The organism is Leptolyngbya cf. ectocarpi LEGE 11479, assembly GCF_015207065.1.
Classification (GTDB): domain Bacteria; phylum Cyanobacteriota; class Cyanobacteriia; order Phormidesmidales; family Phormidesmidaceae; genus Leptothoe; species Leptothoe ectocarpi.
Window position 1 is genome coordinate 1 of the sequence record NZ_JADEXP010000104.1, and the last position, 17,500, is coordinate 17,500.

Consider the following 17,500-nt stretch of genomic DNA (forward strand, 5'->3'; position numbering starts at 1 on the left):
ATATTATATAGTTTCAGAATATGGCGAGCGTAGCCAAGTGGTTAAGGCAGTGGTTTGTGGTACCACCATTCGCGGGTTCGACCCCCGTCGTTCGCCCTTTTTAGGATTTTCTTTATCCCGCATCGTTTTTTGCCTTAACGGTGTCTAAGTGATCCAACAGCCAGGGACTACGAGCTTGTCTGCGATCTCCCGATGAGGGAGGTTTTTGTTATTATCTGTCACTAAAAAAAGCCCTTCAGCCTAGCTGAAGGGCTTTTTCATTATCCTAAGGAAGCATTGAACGGTTAGCCAAAGCGACTAGACGTTGATGCTATCAAGAAGGCCGCATAGGTGAGGACGAAGCCCACTGTAAAGTGAGTCAATCCGACTAAACGAGCCTGAACGATGGACAGCGCAACAGGCTTGTCCTTCCAGCTGATTAGGTTAGCCAACGGAGTGCGCTCATGAGCCCAAACGATGGTCTCAATCAGCTCCTGCCAGTAACCTCTCCAGGAGATCAAGAACATGAATCCAGTTGCCCAAACCAGGTGAGCAAACAAGAACATCCATGCCCAAACAGACAGGTTATTCATGCCGTAGGCGTTGTAGCCATTAATCAACTGGGAAGAGTTGAGCCATAGGTAATCACGGAACCAACCCATCAGGTGTGTGGAGCTGTTATTAAACTGCGCCACGTTACCAGACCAGATGGCCAGGTGCTTCCAGTGCCAGTAGAAGGTCAACCACGCAATCGTGTTGAGCATCCAGAACATGGCTAGGTAGAAGGAATCCCATGCAGAGATGTCGCAAGTACCGCCACGACCGGGGCCGTCACAGGGGAAGCTATAGCCAAAGTCCTTCTTGTCGGGCATCAGCTTAGAACCACGGGCATCCAACGCACCCTTGACCAAGATCAAGGTAGTGGTGTGAAGACCCAGTGCGATCGCATGGTGTACCAAGAAGTCACCAGGGCCAATGGTCAAGAACAGAGAGTTCGTACCACTGTTGATAGCCTCAAACCAACCCGGTAGCCAGATACCGCTAGCCGCACCAGTCGCTACGCTGTCAGCGTTGGACAGAAGTGTGTCAAAGCCATATAGAGCCTTACCAGAAGCCGCCTGAATCCACTGAGCAAACACAGGCTCAACCAGGATTTGCTTCTCGGGAGTACCAAAGGCAACTACAACATCGTTGTGTACGTAGAGACCTAAAGTATGGAAACCGAGGAACAGAGATACCCAGCTCAGGTGAGAGATGATCGCTTCTTTGTGATCCAAAATACGAGCCAACACATTGTTAGCGTTCGCAGCAGGATCATAATCACGAATCAAGAAGATCGCACCGTGGGCAAAGGCACCCATCATGATGAAACCAGCAATGTACTGGTGGTGGGTGTAAAGCGCAGCCATGGTGGTGTAATCCTTAGCCATGAAGGCATAAGGAGGCATCGCATACATGTGCTGAGCTACCACAGAGGTGACAACACCCAAGGAAGCCAGTGCCAAACCTAGCTGGAAGTGCAAGGAGTTGTTGAGCGTATCAAACATACCCTTGTGACCATCACCCAAACCGCCACTGGGGGGCTGGTGAGCATTGAGGATCTCTTTGATACTGTGACCGATACCGAAGTTAGTCCGGTACATATGGCCAGCAATAATGAAGATTACCGCAATGGCTAGGTGGTGGTGAGCCATATCCGTCAGCCAGAGAGACTCTGTCTGGGGATGGAAACCACCTAAGAAGGTCAAGATTGCAGTACCGGCACCCTCAGATGTACCAAACACATGATTTACAGTGTCAGGACTCTGAGCATACACACCCCAGTTTCCAGTGAAGAAAGGAGCCAAGCCAGCGGGGTGAGGTGCAACGGTTAGGAAGTTATCCCAACCGACATGCACACCGCGAGACTCAGGAATTGCAACGTGTACCAGGTGACCGGTCCAAGCTAAAGAACTGACACCAAACAAACCAGCCAAGTGGTGGTTAAGGCGAGACTCAGCATTTTTGAACCAGGACAGGCTGGGACGGAACTTGGGCTGTAGGTGCAACCAACCTGCAAGCAGGAAGATTGAGGACAGCACCAAGAGGAATAGGGACGCGGCGTAAAGGTCGCCGTTGGTCCGCATACCGATGGTGTACCACCAGTGATAGACCCCAGAGAACGCTACGTTAACGGGGCCAGTCGCGCCAGCTTGGGTGAACGCATCCACCGCATTCTGACCAAAGTGAGGATCCCAAATCGCATGGGCGATGGGCTTAACGTTGAGGGGATCTTGGATCCACTGCTCAAAGTTACCTTGCCAAGCTACGTGAAACAGGTTGCCAGAGACCCAGAGGAAAATGACTGCCAGGTGGCCAAAGTGAGAAGCAAAAATCTTTTGATAAAGATTCTCCTCCGTCATGCCATCGTGGCTTTCAAAGTCATGAGATGTGGCAATTCCGTACCAGATCCGTCTTGTAGTTGGATCCTGTGCGAGGTCTTGGCTAAATTTTGGAAATTTAGTTGCCATAGTTTTCTATTAAGTCCTCCCCGCTAACCTATCGACAGAATTCGAGCATGGAAGAACGCCCAGGTCACTACAATACCGCCGAGGAGGTAGTGAGCGACACCAACCGCACGACCCTGAGTGATACTCAGCGCCCGAGGTTGGATTGCCGGAGCAACCTTGAGCTTGTTGTGAGCCCAAACGATAGACTCGATTAGCTCTTGCCAGTAGCCGCGGCCACTGAACAGAAACATCAGACTAAATGCCCAAATAAAGTGACCGGCTAGGAACATCAAACCGTAGGCGGACACAGCCGAACCGTAGGAGTTGATGACCTGAGAGGCCTGAGCCCATAAGAAGTCGCGGAGCCAACCGTTGATGGTAATGGCGCTAGTTGCGAAATTACCACCTGCAGGATGAGATACCGCACCGCCGGAAACCGTGCCCCATACATCCGACTGCATCTTCCAACTGAAGTGGAAAATCACAATGGAGATGGAGTTGTACATCCAGAACAGACCTAGGAAGATGTGGTCCCAACCAGATACCTGGCAGGTGCCGCCACGACCGGGGCCGTCGCAAGGGAAGCGGAAACCCAGCTCGCTCTTATCGGGGATAAGACGAGAGTTACGGGAATACAACACACCCTTGAGCAGAATCAGAACAGTTACGTGAATGGTGAACGCATGAATGTGGTGCACCATAAAGTCAGCCGTGCCAAGCGCAATGGGCATCATGGCCACTTTGCCACCAACGGCAACCAGGTCACCACCGAAGGCAACACTAGTAGGACCAATAGCGTTAGGCGCCGTGGAACCGCTAGCGGCTAGGGTGTGCAGGTTCTGCAGCCATTGAGCAAAGATGGGCTGAAGCTGAATCGCACTGTCGGAGAACATGTCTTGGGGGCGACCCAAAGCACGCATAGTGTCGTTGTGGATATATAGACCAAAGCTATGGAAGCCTAGGAAAATACAGACCCAGTTGAGGTGAGAGATGATGGCATCACGAGCGCGTAGGACGCGGTCGAGCACGTTGTCGACATGCATGGCCGGATCGTAGTCACGAACCATTGCGATCGCACCGTGAGCAGCACCACCCACAATCATGAACGAGCCAATCCACATATGGTGGGTGAACAGGCACAGCTGAGTGGCGTAGTCAGTTGCCAGGTAAGGATAAGGAGGCATCGCATACATATGCTGCGCCACAATAATCGTTACCGAACCACCCATAGCCAGGTTGATAGCCAGCTGAGCATGCCAGGACGTGGTCAAGAACTCAAACAAGCCATCATGGCCATTCTTAGCAGGGAAGAGCAACGGATCGCCCTTCTGACCTTCTAAGATCTCCTTCATGCTGTGACCAATACCCCAGTTAGTGCGGTACATGTGGCCAGCAAAGATGAACATAACTGCGATCGCCACATGGTGATGCGCAATATCAGTCATCCAAAGACCACCCGTAACCGGGTTAAGACCACCTTTGAAGGTCAGAATGTCAGAGTACACACCCCAATCCAGGGTGAAGAATGGCTTGATCCCTTGAGCAAAACTTGGGTACAAGTCTGCAATCAGTGCCTTATCCAAGATGAACTCGTGAGGCAAAGGAATATCCTTAAGCGCCACACCCGCATCCAGCAACTTGTTAGTAGGCAGGGATACATGAATGAGGTGACCAGCCCATCCCAATGAACCTAGGCCGAACAAGCCAGCCAGGTGGTGGTTCATCATGGACTCCACGTTCTGGAACCACTCGAGCTTAGGAGCTTTGATGTGGTAGTGGAATACACCAGCATTAATCATCAAACCAGCCATAACCAAGGCACCGATGGCGGTACACAAAAGCTGGAAGGAGTTGGTGTAACCAGATGCTCTCCACATCTGGAACAAACCAGACGTGATTTGAATACCTTGGAAGCCGCCACCCACTTCACCGTTCAGGATCTCCTGACCAAAAATAGGCCAAACTACCTGAGCGCTGGGGTGAACATTAACGGGATCTGCTAACCAAGCTTCAAAGTTAGAAAACCGAGCGCCATGGTAATACATGCCACTCAGCCAAATGAACACAATGGCCAAATGGCCAAAGTGAGCACTAAAAATTTTACGAGAAATGTCCTCTAGGTCACTGGTGTGACTGTCAAAGTCGTGAGCGTCGGCATGAAGATCCCAAATCCAAGTGGTAGTTTTGGGTCCTCTAGCCAAGGAGCGACTGAAGTGCCCCGGCTTACCCCATTTCTCAAATGAAACGGGTACCGGATTTTCATCAACTGCTACCTTGACTTCTGCCTCCCGCTCCCGCGGGGTAGTTGTCATGGAGACTCTCCTCTCTCTAGACAAAGTAACGAACAGCCTAAAAACGTTGAGGTCAGCAAAAGGTTCTTAACGAAACAATTGCGAACATTTGCTACTGAGAAGTTAACGCAGTAGAAACGCCGACACTCGGCATTTATAGGATTGCTCCTGAGCATTATAGACTCGGTGCCTCACCGATCCCTCGTCGAGTTAACAATAATTCAACCTCCGAAATCCTCTTAGGATAAGGATCGCAAGGTAGTTGCTTGCACAAAACAGAGTCCAAATCGCCCTGATATTAACAAATCTCAATGAAGGGACTTGGATTTAGTAACACGTTAAGGAACACGCACAAAACTCTAAAAAATCAACTTTCTTTTCTTAATCAGCGCCATAAAACTTGCTAATAGTCGATGTAATTGTAATTGGCCTGGTTCTATGTCTCTTTTTATTTCTTTTTGTAAATTACTAAGTGGTTTTCTGCGGCAGCCTAGTGGCGAACGCTAATTCCATTGCTCATCCTGGGGCGACGGCCAGCTAGTATCGATCATGCATAGCTTTGTTCGATTTGATATCGATAGCATCTGACCTAACCGCCGTTTGGGAAATTACACCATGACTTTGGCTTCTGTTTTGGGGTACCTTCAGCCGCTCCTAGCAAAATTAGCTAAAACCCTTGTCTGTACAGCACTGTTGCTGCTGGTCGGCTGCAGTAGCTCGTCCCAATCGGTCGATTCATCGTCAACGATTAGGGAATCATCAAACGCATCATTTACTTCCCGTCCGACGATTAAGCAGGTGTCTGCACCTACGCTGATTCAGCAGTTAGCCCCCTGGCTCGATCGCTACGCTCCCCAGATCCAAATCCAACAACCCAAGGCGAATCAAGTCTTTGATGACACCATTGTGAGTGTCGTTTTGCGCGTGCAAGATTTACCAATATATAAGGACGAAGTTCTACAGCTAGGCCCCCATGTGGAGCTGCTCCTCGACAACCAGCCCTATGGTTCGGTTTATGATCTCGAGCAGCCGATTGTCCTCAAGGATTTGACCCCTGGCACCCATACGATTCGGGCTTTTGCCACTCGGCCTTGGGATGAAAGTTTCAAAAATGAGGGTGCCTATGCCCAGACCACATTTCACGTTTTTACTGAAACGGACGAAAATTTTCCAACCGCTACTCAGCCACTGCTTACCTATGGAGGCCCGATTGGTACCTATGGGGCTGAACCGGTTTTATTGGATTTTTATTTGACGGATGCTCCACTCCATCAAATTGCCCAAGATAACCCGATGATTTTGGACTGGCGCGTGCGCTACACCGTTAATGGCGATAGCCTTATCCTCGATGATTGGGAGTCCATATATATAGAGGGCCTGCAGCCAGGAAAAAATTGGGTGCAGCTCACGCTGGTTGATGACGAGGGTAACCCCATTGAAGGGGTTTTTAATAACACCGTACGGCTGATTGAGTATGACCCTGAGCTGAATGACAGTCTGGCAAAAATTGTCCGAGAGGATCTAACCTTGGCGGATGTGGGGCGCATTGTCGATCCATCCTATGAGCCCCCAGTTCCTGAGGTGATAGTCCCTGTTGAACCGTTACCGATGGAAGATACCGCCGTTGATGACGGCGCCGCGCTGGAAAACGATGAGCTAGAAAATGCTAGGGCTGTGCCTGAGGCTCCTGAATATGAGGTTACTGAACCTGAGGTGATTGAGGTTACTGAGCCTGAGGTGATTGAGCCTGAGATAACTGAGCCTGAGATAACTGAATCTGCCCCGCGAGAATCGTTGGACAGCCCTGACAACAAGGCCATAGAAGAAGATGCACCTAAGGCAACCAGCTTAGATGATCAGCTATCCGAGTCTGCTCAGGAGCCCGAGTTTGTTCAGGAGCCTGTTCAGGAAATTGAACCTGTTCAAGAAACGGACAGGGCTGATGTTTTAGAAGAAGATGCAAGTCTCAATCTAGAAGCAGCGACAGGCTTGGAGACTGTACCTAGCGAGGCCTCTCCTAAAGACGAAGCGGCTGAGCCAACGGATATATCCGACGACATTGATGAAGCGGCAACGCCCAGTGCTGAAGCCAGTCCTGCCAAAGAGCGACGGTACTTACAGCGGCTTTATGATTATCGCGATCGCTCAATGCAAACCTATGATCGCGATCGCTAATTTCTAGCCTTAATTTCTAGCCTTTAAATCACAGGCTTCTGGCTTTAATTCCCGTTCCATCAACCCTTCAACCGCTTCTTGCGGTGTCACCACACCTCGTAGTAAGCGATGCACCTGACGGGCAATGGGGACGGGAATACCCTCGCGATTTGCCATGTCAATTAATACGTGAGTGGTATTTACACCTTCGGCGGTACTGCCCAGCTCATCTAAAATTTGGTCTAAGACCTTGCCTTGGGCCAGGCCATAACCCACGCGATAGTTACGGCTAAGGGAGCCGTCGCAGGTGGCCAATAAATCTCCTAGTCCGGATAAACCATAGAACGTTTCTACCTGGGAACCCATGTGCACACCCACCCGAAGCATTTCAGGAATCGCGCGGGTAATGAGCGCCGCCTTGGCGTTGGAACCCAGCTTGAGGCCGTCGCATACGCCGACTGCGATCGCAACCACATTCTTTAACGTCCCCCCTAACTCTGCCCCTACTGGGTCAGGACTGGTATAGATCCGAAATGACTCTGATGCATAGACCTGCTGCACTCGGGCCGCTGCGGCCACATCTGTGCTGGCCACTACTGTGGCCGCAGGCAACCCGGCTTCGATCTCTTTGGATAGGTTAGGTCCCGACAGCACCACAATCGGATTATTAGGAAACGTATCCCTAAAAATCTTTGAAGGGGTGCGTGTGGTCTCTGGGTCTAATCCTTTTGTAGCCGTTACCAAAATGGTTGACGGTCTCAGCTTTGCTGCTTGCAGCTGACTCGCCAGGGCAGCCACCCCTTTCATGGAAATCGCCGACACCACAATATCGGCATCGGCCACGGCGGGGCCTAGCTCCGACGGCCCTCGCCTTGACCAAATCTGCACCTGATTGCCGTTAGTTAAGGCGAGCCTAGCCAAGGCCGTACCCCAAGCCCCAGAGCCTAGGACGGTAACCCGAGCCATTTGCTTTAGCGCTTCGGATAGCGGAATGGTCGGCGTTTCAGACGGTGCAGACGAAGTAACCACGAGACAAGCTCCCCATTCAAGATTAAGCGCTTATATCTAGCCTAAGCCACGGGCGTCGCCACGGGCGGCTGATATTGATCCATCTGATAGTCGGGGATGCAGTTATCGCGCATGTAAGTGTAGTAGTCCATCACGTTGCGATCGCATCTTTCCGCAGACCAGCCACAGTAGCGCTTCAGCACATCTGCTAACACCGGCAAGGCGTCAAACCCATAGTTACCGCGCATCGCCAGGGCTGTGCGCCGCCGACAGATATCCACATAGGTACGGGCCAGCTCAGCCTGAACGCTGTAAACAATTTGAGCCTTGATATCTGGCTGCCCGGCCACGATCGGCTCGATCAATTCAGGAAACTCGTCAACAATTGCCAATACCTGGGGAGTGCGAGTGCCGTAGAGGGATAGCAAATGGGCCGCCACGTCTCGATGAGCCGCCGTGGGTGTTTGAGTCTCGGTGGGTGCGATCGCACCGGGTAAAGGGGCCTGTCTAGTGGCAGAATGACTGCGAGGTTTTTGCTGTTTTTTCAGCGCTGCATCCACCATTTCTTCACCCACCTGACGATGGGTGGTCAGTTTCCCCCCAATCAGAGACACCATATTTTCCACAGTCTCAGGCTTATGGTCATACAGCACATGGCTGCGGGTAATGCTGCTAGTCTTTTTGCCCTCAGCGTAGGGTAGCGGTCGCACCCCAGCGTAGGTAAACCGCACCAGTTCTCTGGATAGCTGAGCAGAAGGAATAACCCGATTGGTTTCATTAACTAGATAATCAATTTCGTCATTGCTAGCGTGAACTTTATCTAAATCCCCATCAAATCGAATATCTGTTGTACCAATTAAACACATACCCAACCACGGCAGAATAAAGAAAGGTCTGCCATCGGTCAACGCTTCTACATATAGGGCCTCATCCGGTGCCCCCGGAAACTTATCCACAATAATATGGCTGCCTCGCGTCCCGCCAATTTTGCGAGTTTTACCCACGGGGGCCGGTGCATTGCCTTGCACACCACTACGACAGATCTGATCCACCCAGGGACCTGAGGTATTGATCACCACCGTTTCGTCGTGACCTCGAATCACCAACACCTCGCCCGTTTCACTATCACGGCACACCAGCGACTCAATCCGGTTACCACTGCGCTGCAGCTGAGTCACGGTCATATAGCTCAGCATATCGGCACCTGCCGCCTGGGCTGACAGCACTATTTCCAAACAAAGCCGTTCAGCATATTCCACCTGGGCGTCATAATATTGCGCCGCCCCTCGGCAGCCCTCCGGCTCCACCGTACGAAAGAGCTGACGCATCTTTTTATTCCCCAGCATCCGGTGGTTCGGTAAGCTCTTGTCATAGCTCAGTAGATCATAGAGCACCATCCCCGCCTGAATCTCCCAGTAGCTACGGGAGCCCTGAGCATAGATAGGAATCGTCATCTGGATCGGCTTAACCAAATGGGGGGCCGTCTGCAGCAAAATCTCCCGCTCTCGCAGGGACTCCCGCACCAAATTAAACTCAAAATACTCTAAGTAGCGCAGTCCGCCATGCACCAAGCGACTGGACCAACTCGTAGTACCGCCACCAAAGTCGCCCTTCTCGATCAGAATTGTCTTAAGACCGCGCAGCGCGCCATCACGGGCCACAGCGACCCCGTTGATGCCACCACCAATCACAATCAAATCGTAGGTTGTCGCCTCAACCGTTGAGTAATCACGCATAGTTGCTACCAAAGTCACGATCTGCAGATGTATCCGACTACGAACATGGGCTTCCCCATGTTTCAAGATGCCACAGATTTTTAGAAATTGTAGAGGCTTTGTATGCAAAGCCTCCACAATTCATGATTTGACCTAAACTTCTACCGTTTCCTTTGTCTCTGGTTCTATTGCTACCGTGGCCTTCGCTTCCCTAAACAAGTGGTTAGCCCACTGCTGCACGTCGTAGCGACAAATAGCCTTATGTAGCTTCTTCATCCGTGTTGCCTGCTCCTCGGCGGACATTTCTAGGGCGGCATCAATGCACTCATCCATGCGAGTGGAGGAATAGGGGTTGGTCAGCAGGGCATCGGGTAGCTCCACTGCAGAACCGGTAAACTCCGACAAGATTAGCGCACCATCTTCACCGTTATGTACGGCCACATATTCCTTAGCAACCAGGTTCAGACCGTCCCGCAGCGGACAAATCCAGCAAATGTCTGCGGCTTTATAGAGTGCCATCAGATCGTCATAGGGCAGGGGCTCCGTAAAGATCTGCACCGGAGTCCAGTTGAGGGTGCCAAACCGACCGTTAATCTGGCCGACCATCTGTTCAATTTGTTCCTGAGCAATGCGATATACCCGCATACCCTTGGCAGCCTTCACGGCCGTCATCATCAGATTGACTTTACCGATATATTGGGGGCTCCGCTCTAGCAGACGCTCGAAACAGGCCAGCATTTCTTTGGCCCCTTTGACATAGTCCACGCGACCAGCGGACATGATGAGTTTGTTATCCCCGATTTCAGCCCGTAATGTCTGCACCCGTTCTTGAATCGAAGAGCGCATCACCACATCGTGAATCTTTTGCGGACTGGTCCCCACTGGAAAGGCATCAATGGTCACAATTCGCCCGTTGTGACGTAGTTTGGTGACCATTTCAGGTTCGGCTAGGGCCGTGCCAGTCTTGGTAAACGCTTCTGGTACAGGAATGCGCTCTACTATTTCCACTTCACGGCAGCTGCGGGCTGCGGACACAAAGTTTTGAACGTAGCGAGGAATATGAAATCCGCACAGATCACAGCATAGTAGGCTGTCGATGATCGCATTTCGCCAGTGGAGAATGTTGAATACATCTGCCGCTGGGAAGGGGGTGTGATGGAAGAACGCAATCTTCACGTTGGGCATCCGCTGACGAATATAGTAAGGCGTCAGCCAGAGATTGTAATCGTGGATCCAGATCAGTGCATCTTCAGCGGCATCTTCACAGGCAGCCTCGGCAAATAGACGATTAATGTTCTGAAAGTTTTCCCAGTCAGAGCTGTCATAGGTAAAGTGCTCGGGGAAAGAGTGCAAAATTGGCCAGAATGCCTCTTTGGAGGTGATGTGATAAAAATTGCGCACCTGTTCGGCATTTAAGGGGATGCGCCGGACAACACAGCTATCGCTACCCCCTTCCATGGTCACCCGATCAATAAAGCCTTTTTGCTCAGCTTCAGTGACTTGTTTCCATGCGACCCAGGTACTCTGATCGGCATTGGCAAAAAAGCTCTTTAGTGTGGGTACAATCCCGTTTGGACTCTTCTTTTCACGGTAGTAAATCTTGCCATTTTCCATTACCTCGTCATAGGGTTCACGGTGGTATAGGATCACCAGGGAAGATTTCATATTGATTTCTCCTGCAGTTTTTCAACAGCGATAAGGAGTGTGGCGTTTACACAAAACAAGACCTAACAAGAACAACTCTTACATGAAGCCGTCTTTGTTAAGCCTAAAAATAGCTCATTACAGAATCACTAGAATTTGTCTGTAACTTTTAACGATACATCGTTGCTCTGTATTACATTAAGATATGTTATCGTGCCGAACCTTGATTTAGCAATTGTCATCACAGACTTAGATGTCCATTTGCTGCAATGGGCAGACAGCGCCAAAATCAAGTGAGTTTCATAGCACAGGCCCCACAGTCATAATCTTTATACTTAGCTGCTTTAAAAATAATATTAATCTTGCGCTCTTTTCCTGGCGCCCTCTTTGGTAAAGATACTTAAGGCACACAAAACGTTGCCTGGTTTTTGTCAGTGTAGATCATAGGGGGTTTGAGTATCTCGAACCTCATGGTACCGCTGCTACCTCCATGCATCCCATCCTTCCTTCACAACGAGACATCCATCGGTGATTGCAACTGCCCCTAAACGAATTCAACTAGTTGAAGATGAAACCCAAAGCCTGCTGATGTGGGCCGAGAGCATTCAACGCTCAGAAGCGACATTCTTTGAAAAAGCCCAGAAAATTGCTCGACGACTAGGGGCTCATTATCGGGCTGACCGGCTAACCGAGGTAGGATTTTGGACTCCCGATCTCACGGGTGACATTATCCAGTCAGAAGATCGAATTGTGTTGGAGGTTTATACGCCAACAGAGGATATTGATTTTCGCATCCCTGAGCAAACTGTGACCTTTAAGAAGGTGCAAATTCCCCTAGTCAAGCAGGGAGAATTTGTGTGGGGAGTCATTGAAGGCATGCGTCCGGGACGTCGCGATCGCGCGGGCTGTTTTTACTGGCTGCGCTATACCGATCAAGACGGGCGGGTACACATTATTCGCGATCCGCTAGCCTACTCTTTGCCCTATGGTGTCTTTGCCCCGGCAGAGCTGTATGACATGCGCTTGCTCCAGCGTCAAAGGGCCGACCGTAGCTATTTTCGGCGGACAGGTAGTAGCTATAGCGACGCTGATATTCCCCGTCTAGATGCACCGACTAATATCTTGCAAATTCATGTTAAAACGGCCTCTTCCCAGGGGACGTTTGAAGGTCTGACCGAAATTTATCAATGCATCTCAGACAAGCTAGCTGTTGGAGAAACCCTCACGGCTGAAGAAGCTGTCTATGCAGGCTATGATGCCATTCAATTACTGCCGGTAGAGCCTACCATTGAGTACCGACGTGAAGATTCCCACATTGATTACGAGTTTTTTGCTCTGCTTCCTGAGCAACCAACGGTGGCTGAGGCAGACGGGACAGACAAAGACACGGCTGCTCCTGTCTCTAAAATCACGCAGGCTGTTTTAAGAAAGCCCGACACCCAAAACTGGGGGTACGATGTGCCAATTCTTGGATCAGGAGCAACCAATCCAGCTGTCCTAGGGAGTCTGCGCCCCGACGAGGTAATCGACTTTATTGCCACCCTTCATAACTTTTCTGAGGGACCTATTCAGCTGATCTATGACTTGGTCTATGGTCATGCTGATAACCAGGCCCTAGAGGTGATGAACCATCAGTTCTTCAAAGGACCGAACATGTATGGTCAAGACCTCAACCACCAGCTGCCCCAGGTGCGAGCCATCTTACTAGAGATGCAGCGGCGCAAAATCAATACGGGGGCTGACGGTATTCGTGTGGATGGGGGCCAAGATTTTCGGTTTTTTAACCCGCTGACTGACCGGATAGAACAAGATGATGCCTATCTCCTGGCCATGAGCGATGTGGTGCAGGATATCAATGGCTATCGACGGCTGATGTTTACCGTTTTTGAGGATGGTCGCCCCTGGCCTCAGGAAGGGTGGGAAGAGATTTCTCGCTATCGAGAGTTAATTGAACAAAAGCCGGAATCATTTCAGTGGGGACCGCTGATTTTTGCCCACAATACACCCTCCCTCAGAGGATTTTGGGATCGTAAATGGCGTCGGGTGGGTGAGGTGATTTTTCAGGGTGACCGCTGGATTACTGGCTGTGGCAACGACGACACGTTGCGGCGGGGTACCCAGGTTGAGACCAATAAGCCGATTAACTGGAATCTGGGTAAGACCTTGCCAGATGTTCTCCATAAAGCCTACAACAATCCGGCTACACAGCTCTGGGTCTGCGGTTTTAGTCCCGGTCTGCCCATGGATTTCATTAATGCCAATGTGGGGGCCCCTTGGGGATTCTTTAGAAATACGGACGACCAGTATGGCGTCAAGGTGGTCTCAGAGGAAATTAGTTTTCTTGACTGGCAGATTGAGCCTGAGATGTACGAGCTACCTGAGTTTTTTCCTCAGCTTAAGCAGATGGGGTTTCGTGACTTTCAACAGCTGCAGGATTTTTCTAAAACGCTGCAGGAGGCCATGGTAACGACAGACTATAACTTGCAGGAGGTGGCGACCATCTGTAGCCAGTGCCTAGGTCCAAATACAGACAGTTGTGAATTGCCAACGCTAGCAGAGTTAAATGAGTCTTCGTTAGCAGGCTTTTTGGTGAATTTAGACGTGCCTAAGCTCAAAAAATTTGCCATGGCGTTTATGGAAGATGGCCATGATCTATGCAATGTTTCCCGTGCCTATGACCAAATTGATGGGGACATTGCCTTATTCCATCTGATTCTGAGGCAATATCGCCGTCGCCATCCTTGGTTACAGGAGAATTTGACTGGTCATGACCGCTTTAACCGCATTAGCGATGATCGGCGCACTGTATTTTATGGGGTACGGAGTAATCCTCACGAACCAGGGACGTCTCCCATCTTGATGGTGGCGCACATGGGAGGAGAGCCGTTCACGATCGATTTGGAGGCGTGGCTAGGGCTAACCATGGAGGAATGGGAGGTTGCGATCGCAACACCCGACCTCAACCTTGATACGGATCTCAAAAACTTAAGTCACTTCACCTTAAAAGACAGCCAGGGAGTTTTGTTTGAACGCAAAAAATAATCTTTTCTGCTGTAACCACGGTTATTAATCCATCACCAAAACCCAAATAGTGCCGAAGCCAGGCTTCGGGGCATTTTTCTCTGACAACAATTAATGGGAGGCTTCAATTGTTTGTCACCAAAAGATTTTAGAGATTATAAGACATTCATTTTTTGTCTACATATAACTTTTCAAAGTGCTAAGATTGTAAAATCAATCTTAAGAAAAGACAGCATTATCTCTTGGAGACCTGTGCAGTGTCTGGGGAATGTCATATGGAAAAAAAGCTCAAAGAACTCGTTGGCCAAGGTAGCGTTTGGCTATATGTAAAGAGCAGCAACGGCTGGTTTAAGAACGTGGAAATTTTAGAGGTGTCCAACACTACCATTACGTTCCGTTACGAATCTGAGTCTGAGGTTGAACGCAAACTGTGGGAAAAAACTACCCGCATTGACAATATTGCCGAAGTTGAGGTGAGGTTACTCACTGTTCCTAAAGTTGACCGAAAACTAGACGCCATTCGCGGTCAGCTATCCCGGCTGTTGGAGCAAGACGATCATCAGTAGCGTTAAGCGGCATTAGCGATCGCACCCTAGAGAATTTAAGACCTGATAAGAAATCAATACCTAAAAAATTGTTCCGGGAGAGTGCGGCTATGCACCCTCCTTTTTTGTTTCTAGACCATTCCCTAACCTTTATTAATTTCCCCTAAGACTTCCCCTGTTGCTTTGCACAAAGGAAAACCCACGACACAATAGGTAGAGTTCTTTTAATTAGATCGGTTTTTCCATGGATGTCAAAGCCGCGTCTACGCGCTTACTCGTGTCAGATATTAGCTACTGCTGCAGGTTTTATCGCGATCTCCTCGGTCTGACGACTATTGTAGAAAGCCCAAGCTATGCCGAATTTGAAGTGGCCGGACAGACCATTTCTCTGTTTAAGCAAGAGGAAATGGCGTCCATTATCCATACCAGTGATAAACCTGCCATCGCTGATAGCCAGGATAAAACGGTTCTAATTTTTACCATCACTGATTTAGACAGCACCTACTCCCAGCTACGCCAAGCAGGGGTTCCCTTTGATGAGCCGCCTACTCAAAATAGCGATTTCAATCTTAAAATCGCCTATTGTCGTGACCCTGCAGGTAACTTGATTGGTCTGTTTGAAAACCTGATGTGAGCGACTGGGGGGCTGCACACATCCGACTGGTTTACCCAATAATCTTTACTTAATCTATTTTCAAGAGGAATCATAAATGTCGAAGTACGTCATGGCTCTGGACCTGGGTACCACTGGCAACCGTGCCATTTTGTTTAACCAGGCAGGTGACATTGTGGGTCAGGCCTATAAAGAGTTGACCCAGTACTACCCACAGCCCGGTTGGGTGGAGCATGATGCCACAGAGATCTGGCAGCAGGTGCAGTGGGCGATGAAGACAGCTATCGGCGAAGCCAATATCAGCGCTAGTGATATTGCCGCCATTGGCCTCACTGTTCAGCGAGAGACCTGTGTACTGTGGGATAAAACAACGGGTAAACCCCTGCATCGGGCTATTGTTTGGCAAGACCGCCGCACCGCAGATATGTGCGCCACCCTGGCCGAACATAAAGCTGATATTTACGAGCGCAGCGGCTTATTTTTAGACGCTTACTTCTCAGGGACGAAACTACGATGGCTGCTAGACAAGGTTCAGCCCGAAAACTTAGATAACGTTCTAGCGGGCACTATCGATACCTGGGCACTGTGGAATTTAACCGACGGTAAGGTTCATGCCACGGACCATAGCAATGCCAGCCGGACGTTGCTAATGAATCTGGCCACGCAGCAGTGGGATGAAACGCTGCTCGATATTTTTGGCGTGCCGCGATCGCTACTGGGGGAGATCAAACCCAGCCAGGGAATCTTTGGCTATACCGATCCAAGTTTGCTTGGTGTAGAAATTCCCATCGCTGCAATTTTGGGCGATCAGCAGGCCGCATTGTTTGCCCACGGTTGCGATCGCCCCGGTTTACTCAAGTGTACCTATGGCACAGGTGCGTTTTTAGTAGCCCATACCGGTCAGGAAATCGTACGTTCCAAAAACCAGCTGCTTTCCACGATTGGCTGGACAACGGCAAAAGAGGGCAGTTACGGCCTAGGCTATGCCTTAGAGGGCAGTATGTTTACGGCAGGAGCCTGCATCCAATGGCTCCGGGATGGTTTGCAGATTATTGACAGCGCTGCAGACAGTCAGCCCTTAGCCAACTCTGTCAAAGATAACGGTGATGTTTACTTTGTGCCTGCCCTCAGCGGCCTCGGGGCTCCCCACTGGGACATGGGCGCTCGCGGCGCGTTTTTAGGTCTGACCCGAGGAGCGACCAAGGCTCATATGGTGCGCTCCGTGCTGGAGGCCATCGCCAACCAGGCCCGTGAAGTCGTCGCCGCGATTAACGATGATAGCGGTACGCCGATTACAACTCTGAAGGTCGATGGCGGTGCCTGCCAAAATGACTTTTTGATGCAGTATCAGGCTGATGTACTGGGAATTCCGGTGGAGCGACCTGCAGTGTTGGATGCCACTGCTCAAGGGTCAGCCTTTGCAGCTGGCTTAGCCGTTGGATTTTGGGATGACTATACCGCCTTAGTCAACAGTCGAAAAATCGATCAAACCTTTGAGCCTGGTGCAGGCCAGACCGCCGCCCAGAAAAATTTTGGGACCTGGCAGCGGGCGGTTGAGCGAGCTAAAGGATGGATTGCTTAGGCAGAAAAGCATGACTGGGTCAAGCGCTACGCTTTAGTTTCACCATAAAGAAACCATCCATGTTGTCTTGATGGGGCCACACGGTGGCCCAGCCTTGGTCGATAACAAAGGGAGCTACAGGAGACTCTGCGTTAGGAGGAGAAATTTGCCAGTCGGGGTGATCGGTGAGAAAAGTCTGAATGAGGTTTTGATTCTCGTCGGGGTGCAAGGTACAGGTGGAATACACTAGCTCACCGTTGGGTTTGACCCAGTCCACAGCGGCTTCGAGCAGTTCTCTTTGGAGGATAGTGAGGTTAGCAATGCCCGAGGGAGTTTGTCGCCAGCGGGCATCGGCATGGCGATGCAGGGTACCGAGGCCAGAGCAGGGCACATCCAGCAGTACGCGGTCAGCGATGCCTTTAAATTCGGGATGGTTGCGACTGTCACCCATGACGGTTTCAATGCTGTTTAGCCTTAGTC

Annotated in this window: 10 protein-coding genes, 1 tRNA gene and 1 pseudogene; 6 read left to right on the forward strand and 6 right to left on the reverse strand. The window is 50.4% G+C overall.

The features are described from left to right. The first annotated feature begins 23 nt into the window (after nt 1-23). Nucleotides 24-96: transfer RNA gene (locus tag IQ260_RS12960), tRNA-His, on the forward strand. A 188-nt stretch (nt 97-284) separates the two neighbouring features. Here the strand turns inward: IQ260_RS12960 and psaB are convergent. Continuing rightward, entirely contained in the window at nt 285-2,489 is a 2,205-nt protein-coding gene (gene psaB / locus IQ260_RS12965; RefSeq protein WP_193993533.1) for a photosystem I core protein PsaB, read from the reverse strand. Between the two features lie 23 nt (nt 2,490-2,512). Continuing rightward, complete coding sequence (gene psaA, locus IQ260_RS12970) at nt 2,513-4,780, reverse strand: photosystem I core protein PsaA (RefSeq protein WP_193993534.1); 2,268 nt, start codon at nt 4,778-4,780, stop codon at nt 2,513-2,515. Between the two features lie 594 nt (nt 4,781-5,374). Here psaA and IQ260_RS12975 point away from each other — a divergent pair. Next, a complete protein-coding gene (locus tag IQ260_RS12975; protein ID WP_193993535.1) occupies nt 5,375-6,934 on the forward strand; it encodes a hypothetical protein in 1,560 nt (519 codons plus the stop codon). Between the two features lie 9 nt (nt 6,935-6,943). Here the strand turns inward: IQ260_RS12975 and IQ260_RS12980 are convergent, their stop codons facing one another. The 3 genes from IQ260_RS12980 to ggpS form a co-directional block, all read right to left on the reverse strand. Then, a complete protein-coding gene (locus IQ260_RS12980) occupies nt 6,944-7,942 on the reverse strand; it encodes an NAD(P)H-dependent glycerol-3-phosphate dehydrogenase (RefSeq protein WP_322744947.1) in 999 nt (332 codons plus the stop codon). Between the two features lie 41 nt (nt 7,943-7,983). Continuing rightward, nucleotides 7,984-9,657, reverse strand: a complete 1,674-nt coding sequence (locus tag IQ260_RS12985) for a glycerol-3-phosphate dehydrogenase/oxidase (protein ID WP_193993536.1) — start codon at nt 9,655-9,657, stop codon at nt 7,984-7,986. Between the two features lie 132 nt (nt 9,658-9,789). Beyond that, the gene (gene ggpS, locus IQ260_RS12990) at nt 9,790-11,301 is read right to left on the reverse strand and encodes a glucosylglycerol-phosphate synthase (protein ID WP_193993537.1); all 1,512 of its coding nucleotides are present in this window, start codon (nt 11,299-11,301) and stop codon (nt 9,790-9,792) included. A gap of 507 nt (nt 11,302-11,808) precedes the next feature. Here ggpS and gghA point away from each other — a divergent pair. The 4 genes from gghA (at nt 11,809) to glpK (ending at nt 17,041) form a co-directional block, all read left to right on the forward strand. Next, the gene (gene gghA, locus IQ260_RS12995; protein ID WP_322744948.1) at nt 11,809-14,322 is read left to right on the forward strand and encodes a glucosylglycerol hydrolase; all 2,514 of its coding nucleotides are present in this window, start codon (nt 11,809-11,811) and stop codon (nt 14,320-14,322) included. Nucleotides 14,323-14,576: 254 nt separating this feature from the next. Next, nucleotides 14,577-14,867 carry a DUF6679 family protein gene (locus IQ260_RS13000; RefSeq protein ID WP_193993538.1) on the forward strand — a complete coding sequence of 97 codons (291 nt, stop codon included), beginning with the start codon at nt 14,577-14,579 and terminating at the stop codon, nt 14,865-14,867. A 223-nt stretch (nt 14,868-15,090) separates the two neighbouring features. After that, entirely contained in the window at nt 15,091-15,480 is a 390-nt protein-coding gene (locus IQ260_RS13005) for a VOC family protein (RefSeq protein WP_193993539.1), read from the forward strand. Nucleotides 15,481-15,556: 76 nt separating this feature from the next. Then, on the forward strand, nt 15,557-17,041 hold the full coding sequence (gene glpK, locus IQ260_RS13010; protein ID WP_193993540.1) for a glycerol kinase GlpK: 1,485 nt from the start codon (nt 15,557-15,559) through the stop codon (nt 17,039-17,041). A gap of 19 nt (nt 17,042-17,060) precedes the next feature. On the opposite strand, the pseudogene IQ260_RS13015 reads toward glpK, so the two are convergent. Continuing rightward, nucleotides 17,061-17,500 (reverse strand): annotated as a pseudogene (locus IQ260_RS13015) (16S rRNA (cytosine(967)-C(5))-methyltransferase); the annotation flags it as partial.

Coding starts and splice junctions, on each gene's coding strand:
- glpK (WP_193993540.1), top strand. CDS start 15,557: ATGTCGAAGTACGTCATGGCTCTGGACCTGGGTACCACTGGCAACCGT.
- ggpS (WP_193993537.1), bottom strand. CDS start 11,301: ATGAAATCTTCCCTGGTGATCCTATACCACCGTGAACCCTATGACGAG.
- IQ260_RS12975 (WP_193993535.1), top strand. CDS start 5,375: ATGACTTTGGCTTCTGTTTTGGGGTACCTTCAGCCGCTCCTAGCAAAA.
- IQ260_RS13005 (WP_193993539.1), top strand. CDS start 15,091: ATGGATGTCAAAGCCGCGTCTACGCGCTTACTCGTGTCAGATATTAGC.
- psaB (WP_193993533.1), bottom strand. CDS start 2,489: ATGGCAACTAAATTTCCAAAATTTAGCCAAGACCTCGCACAGGATCCA.
- IQ260_RS13000 (WP_193993538.1), top strand. CDS start 14,577: ATGGAAAAAAAGCTCAAAGAACTCGTTGGCCAAGGTAGCGTTTGGCTA.
- IQ260_RS12985 (WP_193993536.1), bottom strand. CDS start 9,657: ATGCGTGATTACTCAACGGTTGAGGCGACAACCTACGATTTGATTGTG.
- psaA (WP_193993534.1), bottom strand. CDS start 4,780: ATGACAACTACCCCGCGGGAGCGGGAGGCAGAAGTCAAGGTAGCAGTT.